The organism is Nocardia sp. NPDC058176 (genome assembly GCF_042883805.1).
GTDB lineage: Bacteria > Actinomycetota > Actinomycetes > Mycobacteriales > Mycobacteriaceae > Nocardia.
Genome location: NZ_JBHVVA010000012.1, coordinates 18,799 through 34,998, shown reverse-complemented (window position 1 = coordinate 34,998; position 16,200 = coordinate 18,799). Strand labels below are relative to the sequence as shown.

The following is a 16,200-nucleotide window of genomic DNA, read 5'->3' as shown; positions in this document are numbered from 1 at the left end:
CCGCCTTACGCGTTCGCCGGGACGACTCCCGGTTGACCGTGCCGCGGTGGTGTCGACGGCCGCTCGGTCTCCTGGTCCTGCTGCGGGCGGGCCGCGGGGGGAATCACCCCGCCCTGGACCGCGGGCGGCTGCTGCTGGGTGGGTGCCTGGAACGGCGCGCTCGGCGCCGGTTGCGGCTGTTCGACTCTCGGCGCCTGGGCGGCCGGGGCCGGATTCGCCGGGGCCGACGGGGTCGATGGGGCCGCCGGTTCCGGCTTGGGCGAGGCGCCGCCACCGGTGGTCGGGCCACCGAGTCCGGCGAAGGGTCCGCCGCCGTTGGTGGCCGGTGGCGTGGTGGTGCCGGGTGTGGTCGCGGCCGGGGCGGTCGCGCCGTTCTCCGCGCCGGTGACACCCGCGGCGAGCGTGTCGATCCCGGTGGAGGCCAGGTCGGCGCCGGTGTCGATGCCGTGCATGGCGACCTCGGCGATCTTGTCGATCAGGTGCGTGCCGAACTCGACCCCGGCGTCGATGGCGGCGGTGCCGAGGGAGACACCACCGCTGATCAGCGCCTTCTGCAGCGCGATCTGCGCGTCGGTGGCGGGATCGCCGGTGGTGGTGGTCGTGTTCAGGTTGTTGCTGTAGGTGTCGCTGCCACCCCGGCCGAGCACGTAGACCCCCGGGGCGACCTCGGTGGCGCCTGGCGGCACGGTGACGCCGTTGGTCCCGCCGAGATCGCTGGTGAGGCCCCTGGTGTCGCGGGTGTACTGGTCCATGTCGGTGCTGGCGGTGCCGACCACGCCGACGGCCTCGGAGATGGCCTCCTCGGCCAGCGCCACGATCGCGTCCAGGTTGTTGCCGTTCACCGCGGGTGCGGCGGCCTTGGCCTTGGCGCGGAAGTCGGCGATGATCGCGTCGACCTTCGCGGCCGCGCTCGCCTGGGTCGAATGTGCTTGGCCGAGCAGGGTGCTCAGCCGCTGGCCGCGATCGGCCGCCGCCGACACCTCGGTGGCGGTGCGGCGCAGGGCGGGTGTCGCGGGGGCGGCGGTCTCGGTCGACTCGAGGGCGTGCAGCCCGAGCCGGTGCGGGTCCTCGGTCGCGGTGGTCGCGTTCGACGCCGAGGTCAGCGCGGCCACGACCGTGGGATCGGGATCGGCGGAGGTGTTGGTGCCGAGCGATTTACGCAGCTCCAGCAGGGGCACCTCGAGCAGCGCGACCACCGGCGCGATCTTGGCCTCGGCCTCGGCCGGGGTGATCGTGCTCAGCGTGGTCTCGGTGACCAGTGATCGGGCCATCAGGCCACCTCGCTCTCGGCCGCGGCCAGCGCGTCCGCGACACCGGTGTCGATCCCGGTGACGTCGGCGCCGAAGCGGTTCAGGATGTCCTGGTAGGCGGTGACGAGATTGCCCGCCGTGCTCAATGTCGACGCGTGCTCGCCCGCGGCCTGCGCCCAGGCCGCGGCGAACTCGCGTCCGAGTACGCCCAGCCCCGACAGATCGACCCCGGCCGCGGTCGTCGTGTCGATGGCCGCCGTACCGAGTAGTTCCGAAACCCTTGCTGCCGCACGCTGATAAGCGTCGAGCGCTGACGGGTCGAATGACATTTCTGCCATGATGTCTTCCCCTTCACGATCGCGGGTGCCCACAATCCCGGCACGAAAAGCGTAACCATCACGGCGCGGTTGTGGGGGAGAGCAGGACTTTTCGCTGGCCAGCGGGTGTGCGGGTCGGTCGCGGCCATAGGCTTGCGCTATGTCTGCCGCCGGTGCCGCCGAGCACCCGACGCGCGGGGGTCCGCTGTGGTGACCGCCGGGTAGGGTCACTCGGGTCATGGGTTCCCTGCTGCTCGCGCTGTTCGGCTTCGCGCTGTTGGACGCGATCGACGTCCTGCTGGTGGCGATCACCACCGCCGTGGTCGCGGACAGCAGGCTGGCTCGGCGATCGCCGGTGGTCGGTGGACTCAGCCTGCTCGCGGGCGTGTTCGTGGTCTCCGTCGCCTTCGGCATCTGCACGGTGCTCGGCATCGATTTCCTGGTCCGGCTGTTCGACTTCGAGCTCACGCCCACCCTGCGCTACTGGGGTGAGCTGCTGATCGGGCTGGTGCTGCTCGGGGTCGCCGCGCTGCCGGTCGACACGACGGTGTCCACCGGTGGTCGATGGACGCGGCCGGTGCGCGAGAATCCGTGGCTGATGGGCGTGGTCGGGTTCACCCTCGGCCTGGTGAAGATGCCGACCTCGGTGCCGTATCTGGCGGCGTTGGCATTGCTGTCGGCGCAGCGGCCGCTGCCGGTGGGCTGGCCGTTGATCGTGGCCGCCTACTGCGCGATCGCCCTGTTCGTGCCGCTGCTCGTGCTCGCGCTCGCCCTGCGCAAGACCCCGCGGGCGCGCCGGGTGTATCGCCTGCTCGTGCGGGGCGTCACCCGCTACGGTCCGCCGACGATCCGGGTGCTGTTCGCGGTGTTCGGCGTCGTGCTCGTGGTGGACGCGCTGGTCCACGGCGGTGACCTGTGGTGAGTGGCCCGCCCGGCCGCTCAGGATCCCGTCAGGTGGATCGAGTACCGTCATCACGAATCGATGACGTGCCACGGCGCCCACATGGTGGGACGCCGGGCGTTACCAGGTGAGCAGGGAGGGCGACCCTTGAGGGTTACCGTTGTTGTGCCGACCTACAACGAGCGGGAAAATCTGCCGGTGGCGGTGGAGCGGCTGACGGCACTGCCGGTGTCCGATCTGCACGTGCTGGTGGTGGACGACAATTCACCCGACGGCACGGGCGAGGTGGCCGACAAGCTGGCCGCCGAGCTGCCGAACGTGGTGAGTGTCCTGCATCGCACCGAGAAGGACGGCCTCGGTCGCGCCTACATCGCGGGCATCACCCAGGCCCTCGAAGACGGCGCCGACGTGGTGATCCAGATGGACGCCGACCTCTCGCACCCGGCCGAGGTGATCCCGGCGATGCTGGACAAGCTCAGCTCCGAGGATGTCGGCGTGGTGCTCGGCTCCCGCTACGTGCCCGGTGGCTCGACCGCCGAGGAGTGGAAGTGGTACCGCAAGGCGCTCTCGGCCTGGGCCAATTTCTACGTGAACCTGATCCTGCGGCTCGGGGTGAAGGACGCGACCGCCGGTTTCAAGGCGTGGAAGGCCGACACCCTGCGCGCGATCGAGGTTGGCTCGATCCGCAGCAACGGCTACTCGTTCCAGGTGGAGATGAACTACCGCGCGATCAAGCGGGGTTACACCATCGCCGAGGTGCCGATCCGCTTCGAGGAGCGCACCGTGGGCGCCTCGAAGATGAGCCTGAAGGTGCAGCTGGAGTCGGCGCTGATGCCGTGGAAGCTGCTGTTCGGCCGCTCGGTCTAGGACGACACGACGAAGGCCCCGCCGGATGCCGGCGGGGCCTTCGGTCGTTTCCGGGGTCACTGCGCGGTGATGCTGCGCCGCACGCCCTCCAGTGCGATCACCATGATCGGGACCAGGACCACGTGCATCACCGACAGGGCGACGGTGGTGGCGGTGTCGAAGCCCGCGGACAGCGTTCCGCCGATGGTCAGGATCGACAGCACCGACCCGACGACCGCGGCCACCCGCAGCACACCGGTCCACTTGTAGGAGATCAGCACCGCGATGGTCAGTCCGATCAGCAGCGGCACGGCCGACATCAGGATCACGCCGCCGGGCGCCACGTCGGAGACGGTCTCCCCGTCGACGACGGTGAACGACCCGCCCGCGGCGGCGCCGATTCCCCAGACGATCAGATTCAGCGCGACGGCGGCGACCACGCCGCCCAGTACGGCGACGGGCCGGGTCAGCGTGGGCAGTGCACGGGCGGTGGTGGATGCGGTGATGGTGCTCATGATGTTCTCCCTCATTCGGTGGTGAGATCATCATCGAACCTAAACAATGATTTAGGTCAAGCGCTGGATTCGGTTCCGGCCCAACCTTTTCCTGAGACGCTGGTCACAGTCCCTGGTCGCCGGATATACGACAGGCCGTCGTAGCATGGCGGCGTGCGTTCACCGACGGATCACACCGCGCGCTTACGCGGCGCCGCCATCGGTGCTGCCTCCGGTGCCGTCGCCGTCCTCGCGCACGGGCTGGCCGGGGCGAACGCCGTCCCCGGCGGTTCGTCGCTGACGCTGCTGTTCGCCGCCTGCGCGCTGATCGGCGTCGTGGCCGCCGCCCTGCCGCGGGGAAACACGCCCGCGATGACCATGGCGGTGCTCGCGCTCGGCCAGGGCATCGGGCACACCGCGCTCTCGCTCGGCCATGCCCAGCACACGTACACCTACTCCGCCGCGATGCTGCTCGCCCACCTGGTGGCGATCCCGGCGGGCGCGCTCGTGATCCGGGCCGCCGAGGTGGGGTTGCGCCGGGCGATCACCAGCGTGCGGCGCTGGGCGCACGCGCTCGATGGCGTCGCGAATCCGATCGATCGTCTTGTCGCACTGCCGGTCACCGAGGAGCGCGCGGTGGCGCGGCAACTGCTCCTGCGGCCGGGGATCGGCCTGCGCGGACCGCCCCGGTGCGGTGCGCAGACGTTCCACCCCGCACCGGCCTGACCAGCACGCCGTCGAATTCCGCTGTCCCGGCGGATGATTCGCCGTGTCCACCGCCGGTCCGGGTTCCCCCACACCCGATGATCGGAGTATTCCCATGTCGCAGATCCCGCGTACCCAGCTGCGCTCACCCCGGCTCGCGCGCCGCCTCGGCGCCTCGGCCGCCCTGTCCGTGCTCGCCGTCTTCGCCACCGCGTGTTCGGACGCCGAATCCGTCGCGCCGGTCGCGGCGGGTGAGCGGGTGAGCATGAGTGATCAGTGGATCAAGGCGGCCGATTCCGGCATGTCCGCCGCCTTCGGCGAGCTGGCCAACGCCGGTGACGAGCCGGTGACCCTGGTGGCCGCCGCCAGCCCGGCCTCGGAACGGGTGGAGATCCACGAGGTGGTGCCCGACAGCACCGGCGCCAAGACCATGCGCCCCAAGGCAGGCGGCATCGTCATTCCGGCGCGCGGCGCGGTGACCCTGAAGCCCGGCGGTGAGCACCTGATGTTCATGGGTCTGACGCAGCCGCTGCGCACCGGCACCGAAACCTCGATCACGCTGACCTTCTCCGACGGCTCGAGCACCGTCGTCACCGCGCAGGTCCGCGATTTCGCGGGCGGGAACGAGAACTACGAACCCGAGAGCGCCGCGCACGGTGGCTGATCCACTACCCAGGCTCTCCCGGCGACGATTGCTCGGCGGGGGAGCCGCGGTGGCGGGTGCGGTGGGTGCCGCCGGAATCGGCTGGGGCGCCGCGGGCGCCACCCGGCTCGACAGCGACGACGGGCTCGACGTCGTCGCGTTCCACGGTGCCCATCAGGCGGGCATCGAGACCACCCCGCCCGGGCACGTCGCCTTCGTCGGATTCGATCTCGCCCCCGGCGTGGACCGCGCGGACATCGTCGGCCTGCTCCGGATCTGGACCGACGACGCGGCCCGGCTCACCACGGGTGCCCCCGCACTCGCCGACACCGAACCGGAGCTGGCGGCGCGTCCGGCCCGGCTCACCGTCACCGTCGGGTTCGGGCCCGGCCTGTTCGCGGCCGCCGGTCTGCCACAGCTGCGGCCGTCCTGGCTGCGGCCCCTGCCGGACTTCCCGATCGACCGGCTCGAACCCGCCTACACCGGCGCGGACCTGCTGCTGCAGGTGTGCGCCGAGGAGGCGACCACGGTCGCGCACGCGGTGCGGGTGCTGTGCAAGCACGTCCGCTCGCTGGTGTCCGTGCGCTGGGTGCAGCGCGGGTTCCGGGACGAGCCGAAGGGCCGGACCATGCGCAATCTGATGGGTCAGGTCGACGGCACGGTCAACATCGCGGCGGGTTCGGTCGACTTCGATCGGCTGGTGTGGGACGAGGGCGCGTCGACACCGTGGCTGGCGGGCGGCACCTCGCTGGTGCTGCGCCGCATCGCCATCGACCTCGACACCTGGGACGAGCTCGACACCGACGGTCGCGAACTGACCGTCGGGCGCCGGGTGTCTTCGGGTGCGCCGCTGACCGGCGTCGACGAGTTCGACGAACCCGACCTGACCGCGGTCGACCGCTTCGGGATCCCGGTGATCCCGCCGTCGTCGCACGTGGCGCGGGCCAGGCACACCCATGATGGGGAACGGTTCCTGCGCCGTGCGTACAACTACGACGACGCGCCGGGTCCGGGGCAGCTGTCGAACTCGGGGCTGCTGTTCGCCGCGTACCAGCGCGATATCGACGTCCAGTTCCTGCCGGTGCAGCAGCGGCTGGCGGAGGTCGACGCGCTGAACGAGTGGACGACGCCCGTCGGTTCGGCCGTCTTCGCCATCCCACCGGGCGTCGCCGGTCCGGGCGAGTACCTGGGGCAGCAGTTGTTCGAGAGCTGACCGAATCCGGCCGGGCACCGCCGCGCGCCCGGCCGGACCGGGTCGCGCATCGCCGTCGAGTGGGCTCCGTCTGGGGCATCCGACCCAGCGGCATCGCCGTCGACTGCCGGGCGGGGGAGCCCGCAGGGACCCGCGTTGCCGTGCCGGTCCGCCGCGATCCGCGTGGCTGTGCGGTCCCGTCGCGCCCCGCGCTGCCGTGGGGTTCAGTCGGGTTGTGGCCAATTCAGGATGGTGTGTTCGAACAACCGGCGCACTTCCTCGACGTGTCCGTCCAGGTCGGCCGGGTCCCACTCGCTGACGTCGATCGGCGCGAGCACCGCCACATCGACCACCCCCGAGCGCGCGATCGGCGAATCCCGCCAGGCGATCTCACCGGCATTGCGGATCACCACCGGGATCACCGGCACGCCCGCCTTGATCGCCATGTGGAAGGCGCCCTTCTTGAACGGGCCGAGGCCGGGGGTGTGCGAGCGGGTGCCCTCCGGGGCGATGCCGATGGACAGGCCGTCGCGCAGGGTGGAGACCACCGGTGCGAGCGCGGCTTTGGCGCTGGCGGTGTCGGTGCGGTCGATGAAGGTGACCCCGACGAACCGCATCAGCGGGCCGAACAGGGGGTGCTTGGCGAGTTCCTTCTTGCCGATGCCGGTCACCGCGCCGTCGAGCACCTTCGGCACGATGATCACGTCGAACTGGCTCTGGTGGTTGAACAGGAACACCGCGGGCCGTGGGGCGCGAGCGTTCTCGGCGCCGACGACGCGCAGTTCGACGCCGATGGAGCGCAGCGTCGCCGTCGTGGCGTCGTGCATGAGCGCGTCCGCCATCGCCTGGCGCCTGCCGGTGTAGGACTTGCGCAGCACGCCGACGAGCGCGCCGCCGATCAGCGCGGCGAAGCCGGCCACCGTGCGCAGGTAGTCGAGCGGACCCGGTGCTCGGCGCGGCCGGAAGGTGAGGGTGGGCCAGTCCTGGTCGGCGGCCAGTGCGGCGAGCGCGGGATCGGGATCGATCACGGTCGGGGTGTCGGCCAGTTCAAGGAGGGCCTGGTCGGTCGCGCTGTCGGCGTACACGTAGCCGATCTCCAGCCCGTCGGCCGCGGCGAATGCGCGGACGGCGTCGGCTTTTCCGTTGCGCCACAGCGGAACACCGTCGGTGTGTCCGGTCAGTGCACCGTCCTCGACCGCGAGCCGGGTGCACAGCACGTGCTCGATGCCGAGTTTGTCGGCGGCGGGCCGCACCTGGAACCGGGTGAGTTCGCTGACCAGCACCACGGTGTGCCCGGCCAGCTGGTGCTCACGCACGAGCTGCCACGCCTCGGGGAACAGCCGCCCGTAGATCTCGCGACCGAAGGCCGAGCGACCGAGCTGCTCGAGTTCGTCCTCCCCGGCGCCCGCCCAGGTCCGCTCGACGGCTTGCAGGAAGCGGCCGTAGTCGCCGTCTCCGCCACCGCGGCGGATGCCGCCCAGCAGTGTGGCTCGGCGCGCGTCACCGCGACGCGTCAGCCGCCGGAGCAGGCCGCGCCGCGGCAGCCCGTCGACGACGGTGCCGCCGAAGTCGAAGACGGCGGCGACCTGTGGTCCCTGCGGTCCGGAGCGGATGGCGGCGACGGCCTCGGCGAGTGTGCTCATCAGTTCGTGGTCCGGTTCGACGGGTCGAGCGAGGCGGCGCGGGCGATCCGTTCGCCGAGATCGCGCAGGCGCTCGGCGAATTCGCGCCGTCGCTCGATCAGCTCGGCTTCTTCGCCCGGTGCGGCGGGGGCGATCAGGCCGTGATTGTCGGCGAGCTTCCAAGCGCTGGTGAACAATTCCGAGGACACCGATTCGGGACTGTGCAGCCGCTGCTGCAACAGCATCTGCCTGCCGACGGCCACGCACTCGTCGATGAACTCCTTGCGGTCGATCTTGGCGTCGGCCGAGCGCGCGGCCAGCCGTTCGGCCACCACCAGCTGCGCGTCGAAGAACGAGCGGAGCACGCGATGGGCCATCACGAAGCCGGAATCGGTGAGGGCGGCGAGGAATTGGCGGTCGAGCCGGTCGTCGGGGGTGTGCTCGTCCCATTCGGGCACGATCAGGCGCACCTCGTTGATGATCTGGTCGGCGAACTCCTGGCGCTCGGGGAAGAAGAACTCGAACTTGAGCAGATCGCGCAGCGCGAAGGCCGCCTTCCAGGCCGAGCGCAGCGGGTCGTCCCCGGGGGCTTCCACCGCGGTCAGCGCGGCCAGTTCGAGAATGGCGCGGTTGACGAACCAGTGCACCGCGCTGTTGCGGTAGAACGCCGCCTCGAGATGCGCGCCGGGTTCGATCGCGTACACCGGTTCCAGCCCACCGCGATACACGGTGACCACCCCGGCCAGCGCGAGCTGTTCGAGCACCACCCGCAGGCCCTGTTCGTCGCGCAGGGTGGACAGCTCGCCGCTGGGCAGCTCGCGCAGCGCGATGTAGCCGAGCACCGGGTCGAGCACGGTGCGCACCTGGCCGAGGGTGAGCGCGCGCTCGTGCACGCCGAGCAGGGCGAGGGTGACCAGCGCGTTCACCGCGATCGGGGTGACCTCGTTGATGCCGACCGCGATGTCGAAGGCCAGGCGCTGCACGGCTTTACGCTCGGTCTCGCCCAGCGCCGACTCGTCGGGGACGCTGGTCGTGCCGGTGGTGGTGTCGCGCAGCGGGATGGTGAGCGGGCGCTGGTCGAGTGGATCGCCGTGCACGCCGAGGCGCTCGCGGGCCGAAAGCGGTTCGCCGAAGCGCACATACACGTGTCCGGCCGAATGTTGCTGGCTGCGCACATATCTGGCCAGCCAGGCCAGGCCCTCCGGCTTCTTGGTGCCGCCGGACTGCTCACTGGCGATGGCGCCGAGTTCGTTGAGCCGCTCGTAGGTGATCGAGACCGGGACCAGCAGCACGTCCTCGACCCGGCGTGAACGCACCGCGGCGGCAAGGAAATTGAGCAGGCCGTAGCGCGGCGGACGGAGCTTGCCGGTTCGCGTCCGGCCCCCCTCGAAGTACCACTCCATGTTGAAGCGCTTGGCCAGCAGGTAGGCGAAGTACTCCTCGACGACGGCCTTGTACACCTCGTCGTCGCCGAAGCTGCGCCGGATGAACACCGTGCCGGTGCGCCGGGCGATCGGGCCCATCGGCCAGAAGTTGAGATTCGCGCCGCCGATCACGTGATTGGGCGGGAAGTCGTTGCGCGCCAGCACATCACCGAGCACGAACGCGTCGACGTAGGAGCGGTGCGAGGGCAGGAAGACCAGCGGGTACTTGCGGTTGAGCTTGCGCAGCGCGTCCAGGCCGCGCAGGTCGGTGTCGACCTTCCAGGTCGAGGCGTGGATCGGGCGCATGGCCTGGGTGAACAGGTCCGAGACCAGCCTGCTCTGCGCGGCCACCAGTTCGCGCAGCGCCTTCTCGGCGTTGCGGTACACCTGGTCGGGGGCGACGCCGGTCTCGTCGGCGATGTAGTCGAGTTTGCGCTGGAATTCGGGGGTGTCGAGGATCTCCTCGGCAACCAGCTGCGGGACCTTGTAGCGATCGCCGATGACGGTGCGCTCGGCCCGTTCCAGCGCGACGATGGCGGCGCGCACCACCGCGCGGGCGAACGGATCGGCCGTGCCCGCGCGCAGCAGGGCGGCCGCCTCGGGGTTGTTGGCGCGCAGCGCGCTGAGCCGGGCGGGCGCGCCGACGAGCACCTGGTGGCGGTCGGGTTCGGTGCGCAGCAGTCTGCGCTGGACCAGCCGGTTGGGCTTGCGCGGGTTGGTGAGCAGCGCCAGATCGGCGAAGGTCACCCGGCGCACGCCGTCGCGTTCGGGCGGCAGCCACAGCACCCGCACCGGGACGACGAGCGGGTCGTCGTGCCTGCCGACCAGGCGTTTGGTGATGGCCTTGGCATCGAGGTCGAGCTGGGTCACCGGTGCGGTCGAGTCGATCTCGCGGCTCAGGCCGCCCTCGGCGATCCAGGCGCCGATCACCTCGCGTTCGACGCCGGAGGCCGCGTCGACGAGTGCGACCACCGAATCCGATGCTGGTCTCGTTCGCGGGCCGCGCCGCCCACCGTCAACCGTCATCCCTCCATTCAAGCCCGAGTACGGCCATCCCGCATCGGACTTGGTCGACAGGCGCGTCGCCGTGTTCCGGAGCCCCACCAGATTACCCAGGTAATGCTAACCTTACTCCGCGTTGGATCGGCTTTACCTTGGAGGATCGTTGTCGTCTACGGAGCAGCCCGTTCGGGTGGAGTATGTGGCTGATCCCGCGGCAGCGATGGCGCACCTGGCCGCCGCCGATCGATTCGGCGAATACGTGATCTACGAGCGCCCCGGCGTCTGGGTCTTCGCCGCCGATCCGCTCGGCGGCGTGGAACTCGATGTCGGCGAACTGCGCACCGTCTGGGCTGGTGAGACCACCGCGCGCGGCTGGACCGGCAGCCCCGCCCAGGTGATCGACGCCGCGCTGGCCGACCTGCCGCTCGACGGCCGCACCGCCTACGGCTGGATCGGGTTCGAGTTCTGCGCCTACGCGCTGGCCGCGACCGACTACCTCACCCAGCGCACCCCGCTGGCACACCTGATGATCGCGCGGATCGAGGTGCGCATCGACGCGGGCGGCATCGCGATCAGCGGTGCCACGCCCAGCGAGACGTGCGACATCCACGATCTGATCGCCGAGTCGCAGAGCCTGACCCTGCCGGTCGCCACCCCGGTCGACGTGCGGACCGATCCGACGAACTACCGGGACCGGGTCGCGACCGCCATCGCCGAGATTCGTTCCGGCGGTTATCAGAAGGTGATCCTGTCGCGCACGGTCGAGCTGCCCTTTCCGGTCGACCTGCCCGCCAGCTATCGCCTCGGCCGCGCGCACAACACGCCGGCCCGCTCGTTCCTGCTGCGCCTCGGCGGTCTGGAGGCGGCCGGGTTCAGCCCCGAGCTGGTGGCCTCGGTCGACGACGATCGCATCGTCACCACCGAGCCGCTGGCGGGCACCCGCGCCTTCGGCCGTGGTGTCGACGCCGACGGCGCGGCCCGCGCCGAACTGCTCGCCGATCCGAAAGAGATCGTGGAACACGCGATCTCGGTGCAGACCTCCTTCGCCGAGATCACCGCGGTCGCCGCGCCCGGCACCTGCGCGGTCTCCGATTTCATGGCGGTGCGCGAACGCGGCAGCGTCCAGCACCTGGCCTCCACCGTGCGCGGTGTGCTCGCGCTCGACCGCTCCAGCTGGGACGCGCTCGAGGTGCTGTTCCCCTCGGTGACCGCCTCCGGCATCCCCAAGCGCGCCGGGGTCGATTCGGTGTTCCGCAACGACGAGCCGCGCGGACTGTATTCCGGTGCGGTGGTCGCTGTTTCGGCGTCCGGCGCGTTCGAGGCGACGCTGGTGCTGCGCGCGGTCTACCAGAACGGCAAGGGCGCGTGGTTGCGCGCCGGTGCCGGGATCGTCGGCCAGTCGCGACCCGAGCGCGAGTTCGAGGAGACCTGCGAAAAGCTGGGCAGCATAGCGCCTTACGTCGTGAAGGCCTGACCGCGACTCCCGGCGTGCTGCCCGGGGTCGATGGTCCAGATCGGGGTGCGACTCTGTCTCCGGTGCGCAGACCGCGGTGCCGAGCGCTATGTCGTTGCGCGCAGCGTCTTCTTGTCGATCTTGCCAACGGCGGTGATCGGCAGTGAATCCGCTTGGCGCACAAGGTCGGGCAGCTTGTAGGTGGCCAGCCCGCGCTCGGTGAGGAACGCCTTGAGCTCGCCCAGGCTCGGCAGCTCGCCGGTGACGACCAGGACCACGCAGACCTTCTCGCCCAGCGAGGGATCGGGCAGGCCGACGGCGGCGGCGTGGCGGACGGCGGGGTGGGCGAGCAGGTGCTCCTCGAGCTCGTCGCAGGAGATGTTCTCGCCGCCGCGATTGATCACGTCCTTGATCCGGCCGCTCACCACCAGGTGCCCACTGGGCAGCTGCCGCACCAGGTCACCGCTGCGGTAATAGCCGTCGGGGGTGAAGGCGCGCGCATTGTGTTCGGGCGCACGGTAATACCCGCGCAGCGTGTAGGGGCCGCGGGTGAGCAGCTCACCCTCCTCGCCCGGTGCGACGTCGTCGCCGTTGCCGTCGACGACGCGGATCTCGTCGGCGGGGGAGAGCGGGCGGCCCTGGGTGGTGCACACCAGCTCGGCGCTGTCGTCGAGGCGGGTGAAGTTCAGCAGCCCTTCGGCCATCCCGAACACCTGCTGCAACCGGCATCCCAGCGCCGGTTCCACCGCGCGGGCATTGACCTCGGCCAGCCGCGCGCCACCCACCTGGAGCAGGCGCAGCGAGCTCAGGTCGGCCTCCTCCCATTCCACCGCGGCACTCCACAATTGGGCCAGCGGCGGGACCACGGCCGTCACCGTGACCCGGTGCCGCTCGATGGCGGCGAAGGCCGACTCCGGGCTCGGGTCGAGGGTGAACGCGATCGAACCGCCGGTGGCGACGGTGCCGAGGATGCCGGGGCAGGCCAGCGGGAAGTTGTGTGCGGCGGGCAGCGTCGCGAGGTAGACGTCGTCGGGGCCGAGCTCGCAGACCGCGGCGCTGGCGGTGGCGTTGTAGACGTAGTCGTCGTGGGTGCGCGCGATCAGCTTGGGCAGCCCGGTGGTGCCGCCGGAGACCAGCATCAGCGCGATCTCGGCCGGATCGAGTTCGGGCAGCGAAGTGCCTTCGCGGGGAACCGAATCCAGCGCGGTGAACGCGCCCGGCTCGCCCGCGACCAGCACGTGGCGCAGGCCCGGCACTGCTTCGCGCACGGTGGCGGCGAGTTCGCGGTAGTCGAAATCGCCGAGCCGGTCGGGGATGAGGTAGGCCACGGCGCCGGCGAGCGCGGCCAGGTGCTCGATCTCGGCGCGGCGGTGGGCGGGCAGGGTGAGCACCGGAATGATGCCCGCCCGCAGCAGACCGAACAGGGCGGTGGCGAATGCGGGGATGTTGGGCAGCTGCACGATCACCCGGTCGCCGGGGGCGATGCCGAGGGCGAGCAGGCCGTGCGCCATCCGGTCGGCGGCGGCGTCGAGCTCGGCGTAGGACAGCGTGCCGGTCTCGGTGTGGACGGCGGGATGCTGCGGCTGGGCGCGGGCGGTGTCGCGGAGCAGGTCGTCGAGGGTGCGTCCGGTCCAGTGGCCTGCCGCGCGATACCGCTCGGCGGCTTCGTCGGGGAACGGAACATAGCCCTGTCGATGGGCTGCGGTGGCTGCTGTGGACGTCACGTCTGCCTCACTCCACGGGGATAAGCTTAGGCAAGCCTATCTTATGAGCTGCGTCTCTCCCCGGTACTGTGGCAAGGTCCATCGGAACACGTACCGCCCGATCCGCCCGCGAGACCTGGATGTATTGATGAGCACAACTGCCGAAAAGCTTGCCGACCTGCGCGAAAAACTCGAACTCGCCAAGGAACCGGCCGGTGAGCTCGGAGCCGCGAAGCGGGCGCGCAAGGGCATTCCCTCGGCCCGCGATCGCATCAACATGCTGATGGACCCCGGCACCTTCGTCGAGATCGGCGCCCTCGTGCGCAACCCCACCGACAAGAAGTCCCTCTACGGCGACGGCGTGGTCACCGGGCACGGCCTCGTCGACGGACGTCCGGTCGCCGTGTTCTCCCACGATCAGACCGTCTACGGCGGCACCATCGGCGAGATGTTCGGCCGCAAGGTCGCCGCGATCATGGACTTCGCGGGCAAGATGGGCTGCCCGCTGGTCGGCATCAACGACTCCGGCGGCGCGCGCGTGCAGGAGGCCGTCTCCTCGCTGCGCTGGTACGGCGAGCTGGCGACCATGATGGAACCGCTCTCGGGCTCGGTGCCGATGGTCTCGCTGATCCTGGGCAACTGCGCGGCGGGCGCGGTGTACCAGCCGATCTGCACCGACGTGGTGGTCGCCACCGAGAGCGCGCACATGTTCGTCACCGGGCCGAAGATCCTCGAGGAGGCCATCGGCGAGAAGGTCGACATGGAGGAGCTGGGCGGGGTCTACAACCAGGCCGCCTACGGCAACATCCACCACGTCGCCAAGGACGAGCCCTCGGCCTTCGACTGGGTCCGCAACTACCTGAGCTACCTGCCGTCGAGCTCCACCGAGCTCCCGCCGGTCGTCAACCCCGGGCTCGAGCCGGAACTCACCGACTCCGACCGGATGCTGGACAAGCTCGTCCCGGACTCCGACAACATGGTCTACGACATGCACGACGTGCTGCTGCGGATCTTCGACGACGGCGAGTTCCACGAGGTCGGCGCCGCCGCCACCGAGAACCTGATCACCGGCTTCGCCCGCGTGGACGGCCGTCCGGTCGGCGTGGTCGCCAATCAGCCGACCGTGCTGGCCGGCGCGCTCGACGCCAAGGCCAGCGACAAGGCCTCGCACTTCATCCACATCTGCAACGCCTTCGAGATCCCGCTGGTCCTCGTGGTCGACACCCCCGGCTTCCTGCCCGGCGTCGAGCAGGAGAAGGCGGGCGTCATCAAGCGCGGCGGCCGCTTCCTGTTCGCCTACGTGGAGGCCACCGTGCCGAAGGTCACCGTGGTGATCCGCAAGGCCTACGGCGGCGGCTGGGCCGTGATGGGCGCCAAGGCGCTGGGCTGCGACGCCTACCTCGCCTGGCCGACCGCGCGCATCGCGGTCATGGGCGCCGAGAGCGCCGTCGGCCTGACCCAGCGCAAGATCCTCGACGCCACCCCCGAGGAGCAGCGCGCCACGGTCCGCCAGCAGATGGTCGACTTCTACAACGCGACCATCGCCACCCCGTGGATCGCCGCCGAGCGCGGCTACATCGACCGCGTCATCGAGCCCTCCTCGACCCGGCTCGAGATCCGTCGCGCGCTGAACCTGTTGCGCGACAAGAAGGTTGTGCGTTACCCGCGCAAGCACCACCTGCTGCCGCTGTGATCGGTGCGGCGCCGGTGCGAACCTCGCACCGGCGCTTGCCGATTCGCGCTTTTCGCCGGGCTCGTTAGACTTTCCCCGGTGAGCAAGTGGACTACCGCTGACCTGCCCGACCAGACCGGCCGCACGATCATCGTGACCGGTGCCAACAGCGGACTCGGCGCCGCCACCGCGCGGGCGCTGAGCGCGGCGGGGGCGCGGGTGATCCTGGCTTGTCGCAATGTCGCCAAGGCCGAGCAGGTGGCCGCGAGCCTGTCCGGCGAGACCGAGGTCCGCGCGCTCGACCTGGCGAATCTGAACTCCGTGCGCGCCTTCGCCGACTCGATCGATCGCGTCGACGTGCTGATCAACAACGCGGGCGTGATGGCGCTGCCGCTGGGGCGCACCGCCGACGGCTTCGAGATGCAATTCGGCACCAACTACCTCGGCCACTTCGCGCTGACCAACCTGCTGCTGGACCGGATCACCGACCGCGTGGTGACGGTCGCCAGCGGCGCGCACCGCATCGGCAAGATCAACCTGGACGATCCGAACTGGGAGCGTCGCCGCTATGACCGCTGGCTGGCCTACGGTCAGTCCAAGCTGGCCAACCTGAGCTTCGCCTACGAGCTACAGCGCCGGCTGGCCGGTGAGGGCTCGGCGGTGGTCTCGGTCGCCGCGCACCCCGGCTACGCCGCCACCGATCTCATGTCGCACACCGAGACCGTCCAGGACAAGTTCATGTGGCTGGGCAACCGCCTGTTCGCCCAGAGCGCCGAGCAGGGCGCGCTGCCCTCGCTGTTCGCCGCCACGGCCGATATCGAGCCGGGCGCGTTCTACGGGCCCGACGGCTTCCTCGGCCTGCGCGGCTACCCGACGCGCAGTGGCAGCAATGCCGCCTCGAAGGACCGTGTCCTGGCCGGTGAGCTGTGGGAGCTCTCGGAAAAGCTCTGCGGCCTGATCTGATGTCACACCCGTG

General features: G+C 70.5%; 14 protein-coding genes. 8 read left to right on the top strand and 6 right to left on the bottom strand.

Annotation, left to right across the window (positions count from 1 at the left end; genetic code table 11):
* Positions 1-5 precede the first annotated feature (5 nt).
* A complete protein-coding gene (locus ACFVVM_RS33245) occupies positions 6-1,271 on the bottom strand; it encodes a hypothetical protein (RefSeq protein ID WP_387626454.1) in 1,266 nt (421 codons plus the stop codon).
* The gene (locus tag ACFVVM_RS33240; protein ID WP_387626452.1) at positions 1,271-1,588 is read right to left on the bottom strand and encodes a hypothetical protein; all 318 of its coding nucleotides are present in this window, start codon (positions 1,586-1,588) and stop codon (positions 1,271-1,273) included. The genes ACFVVM_RS33245 and ACFVVM_RS33240 overlap by 1 nt, the downstream gene beginning before the upstream one ends.
* Positions 1,589-1,805: 217 nt before the next feature.
* Here ACFVVM_RS33240 and ACFVVM_RS33235 point away from each other — a divergent pair, with 217 nt between their 5' ends.
* Positions 1,806-2,489, top strand: a complete 684-nt coding sequence (locus ACFVVM_RS33235) for a GAP family protein (RefSeq protein ID WP_387626450.1) — start codon at positions 1,806-1,808, stop codon at positions 2,487-2,489.
* A gap of 81 nt (positions 2,490-2,570) precedes the next feature.
* Positions 2,571-3,335 (top strand): polyprenol monophosphomannose synthase, encoded by a 765-nt coding sequence (locus tag ACFVVM_RS33230; protein ID WP_387626448.1) that lies wholly within the window; start codon positions 2,571-2,573, stop codon positions 3,333-3,335.
* Between the two features lie 56 nt (positions 3,336-3,391).
* Here the strand turns inward: ACFVVM_RS33230 and ACFVVM_RS33225 are convergent, their stop codons facing one another.
* The gene (locus ACFVVM_RS33225) at positions 3,392-3,829 is read right to left on the bottom strand and encodes a DUF6069 family protein (protein WP_387626446.1); all 438 of its coding nucleotides are present in this window, start codon (positions 3,827-3,829) and stop codon (positions 3,392-3,394) included.
* 153 nt (positions 3,830-3,982) lie between these two features.
* Between ACFVVM_RS33225 and ACFVVM_RS33220 the strand changes: the two genes are divergently transcribed.
* The 3 genes from ACFVVM_RS33220 (at position 3,983) to ACFVVM_RS33210 (ending at position 6,369) form a co-directional block, all read left to right on the top strand.
* The gene (locus ACFVVM_RS33220; RefSeq protein WP_387626444.1) at positions 3,983-4,534 is read left to right on the top strand and encodes a hypothetical protein; all 552 of its coding nucleotides are present in this window, start codon (positions 3,983-3,985) and stop codon (positions 4,532-4,534) included.
* Between the two features lie 94 nt (positions 4,535-4,628).
* Positions 4,629-5,177 carry a copper chaperone PCu(A)C gene (locus ACFVVM_RS33215; RefSeq protein WP_387626442.1) on the top strand — a complete coding sequence of 183 codons (549 nt, stop codon included), beginning with the start codon at positions 4,629-4,631 and terminating at the stop codon, positions 5,175-5,177.
* Positions 5,170-6,369 carry a Dyp-type peroxidase gene (locus ACFVVM_RS33210; RefSeq protein WP_387626440.1) on the top strand — a complete coding sequence of 400 codons (1,200 nt, stop codon included), beginning with the start codon at positions 5,170-5,172 and terminating at the stop codon, positions 6,367-6,369. Before ACFVVM_RS33215 ends, ACFVVM_RS33210 begins: the two co-directional genes overlap by 8 nt.
* A gap of 203 nt (positions 6,370-6,572) precedes the next feature.
* Here the strand turns inward: ACFVVM_RS33210 and ACFVVM_RS33205 are convergent, their stop codons facing one another.
* Both ACFVVM_RS33205 and ACFVVM_RS33200 read right to left on the bottom strand, forming a co-directional pair.
* Positions 6,573-7,991 carry a 1-acylglycerol-3-phosphate O-acyltransferase gene (locus ACFVVM_RS33205; RefSeq protein WP_387626438.1) on the bottom strand — a complete coding sequence of 473 codons (1,419 nt, stop codon included), beginning with the start codon at positions 7,989-7,991 and terminating at the stop codon, positions 6,573-6,575.
* Positions 7,991-10,420: a glycerol-3-phosphate 1-O-acyltransferase gene (locus tag ACFVVM_RS33200; protein ID WP_387626436.1), complete on the bottom strand. Its 2,430-nt coding sequence runs from the start codon at positions 10,418-10,420 to the stop codon at positions 7,991-7,993. Before ACFVVM_RS33200 ends, ACFVVM_RS33205 begins: the two co-directional genes overlap by 1 nt.
* Before the next feature lie 166 nt (positions 10,421-10,586).
* Here ACFVVM_RS33200 and ACFVVM_RS33195 point away from each other — a divergent pair, with 166 nt between their 5' ends.
* A complete protein-coding gene (locus ACFVVM_RS33195; RefSeq protein WP_387626434.1) occupies positions 10,587-11,870 on the top strand; it encodes a salicylate synthase in 1,284 nt (427 codons plus the stop codon).
* 86 nt (positions 11,871-11,956) lie between these two features.
* On the opposite strand, the gene ACFVVM_RS33190 is transcribed toward ACFVVM_RS33195, so the two are convergent.
* Positions 11,957-13,573, bottom strand: coding sequence for a (2,3-dihydroxybenzoyl)adenylate synthase (locus ACFVVM_RS33190; RefSeq protein ID WP_387626432.1), 1,617 nt, complete (start codon positions 13,571-13,573; stop codon positions 11,957-11,959).
* A 127-nt stretch (positions 13,574-13,700) separates the two neighbouring features.
* On the opposite strand from ACFVVM_RS33190, the gene ACFVVM_RS33185 reads away from it, so the two are divergent.
* The gene (locus ACFVVM_RS33185) at positions 13,701-15,245 is read left to right on the top strand and encodes an acyl-CoA carboxylase subunit beta (RefSeq protein ID WP_387626430.1); all 1,545 of its coding nucleotides are present in this window, start codon (positions 13,701-13,703) and stop codon (positions 15,243-15,245) included.
* Positions 15,246-15,323: 78 nt separating this feature from the next.
* Positions 15,324-16,187, top strand: coding sequence for an oxidoreductase (locus tag ACFVVM_RS33180; RefSeq protein WP_387626428.1), 864 nt, complete (start codon positions 15,324-15,326; stop codon positions 16,185-16,187).
* Positions 16,188-16,200 lie beyond the last annotated feature (13 nt).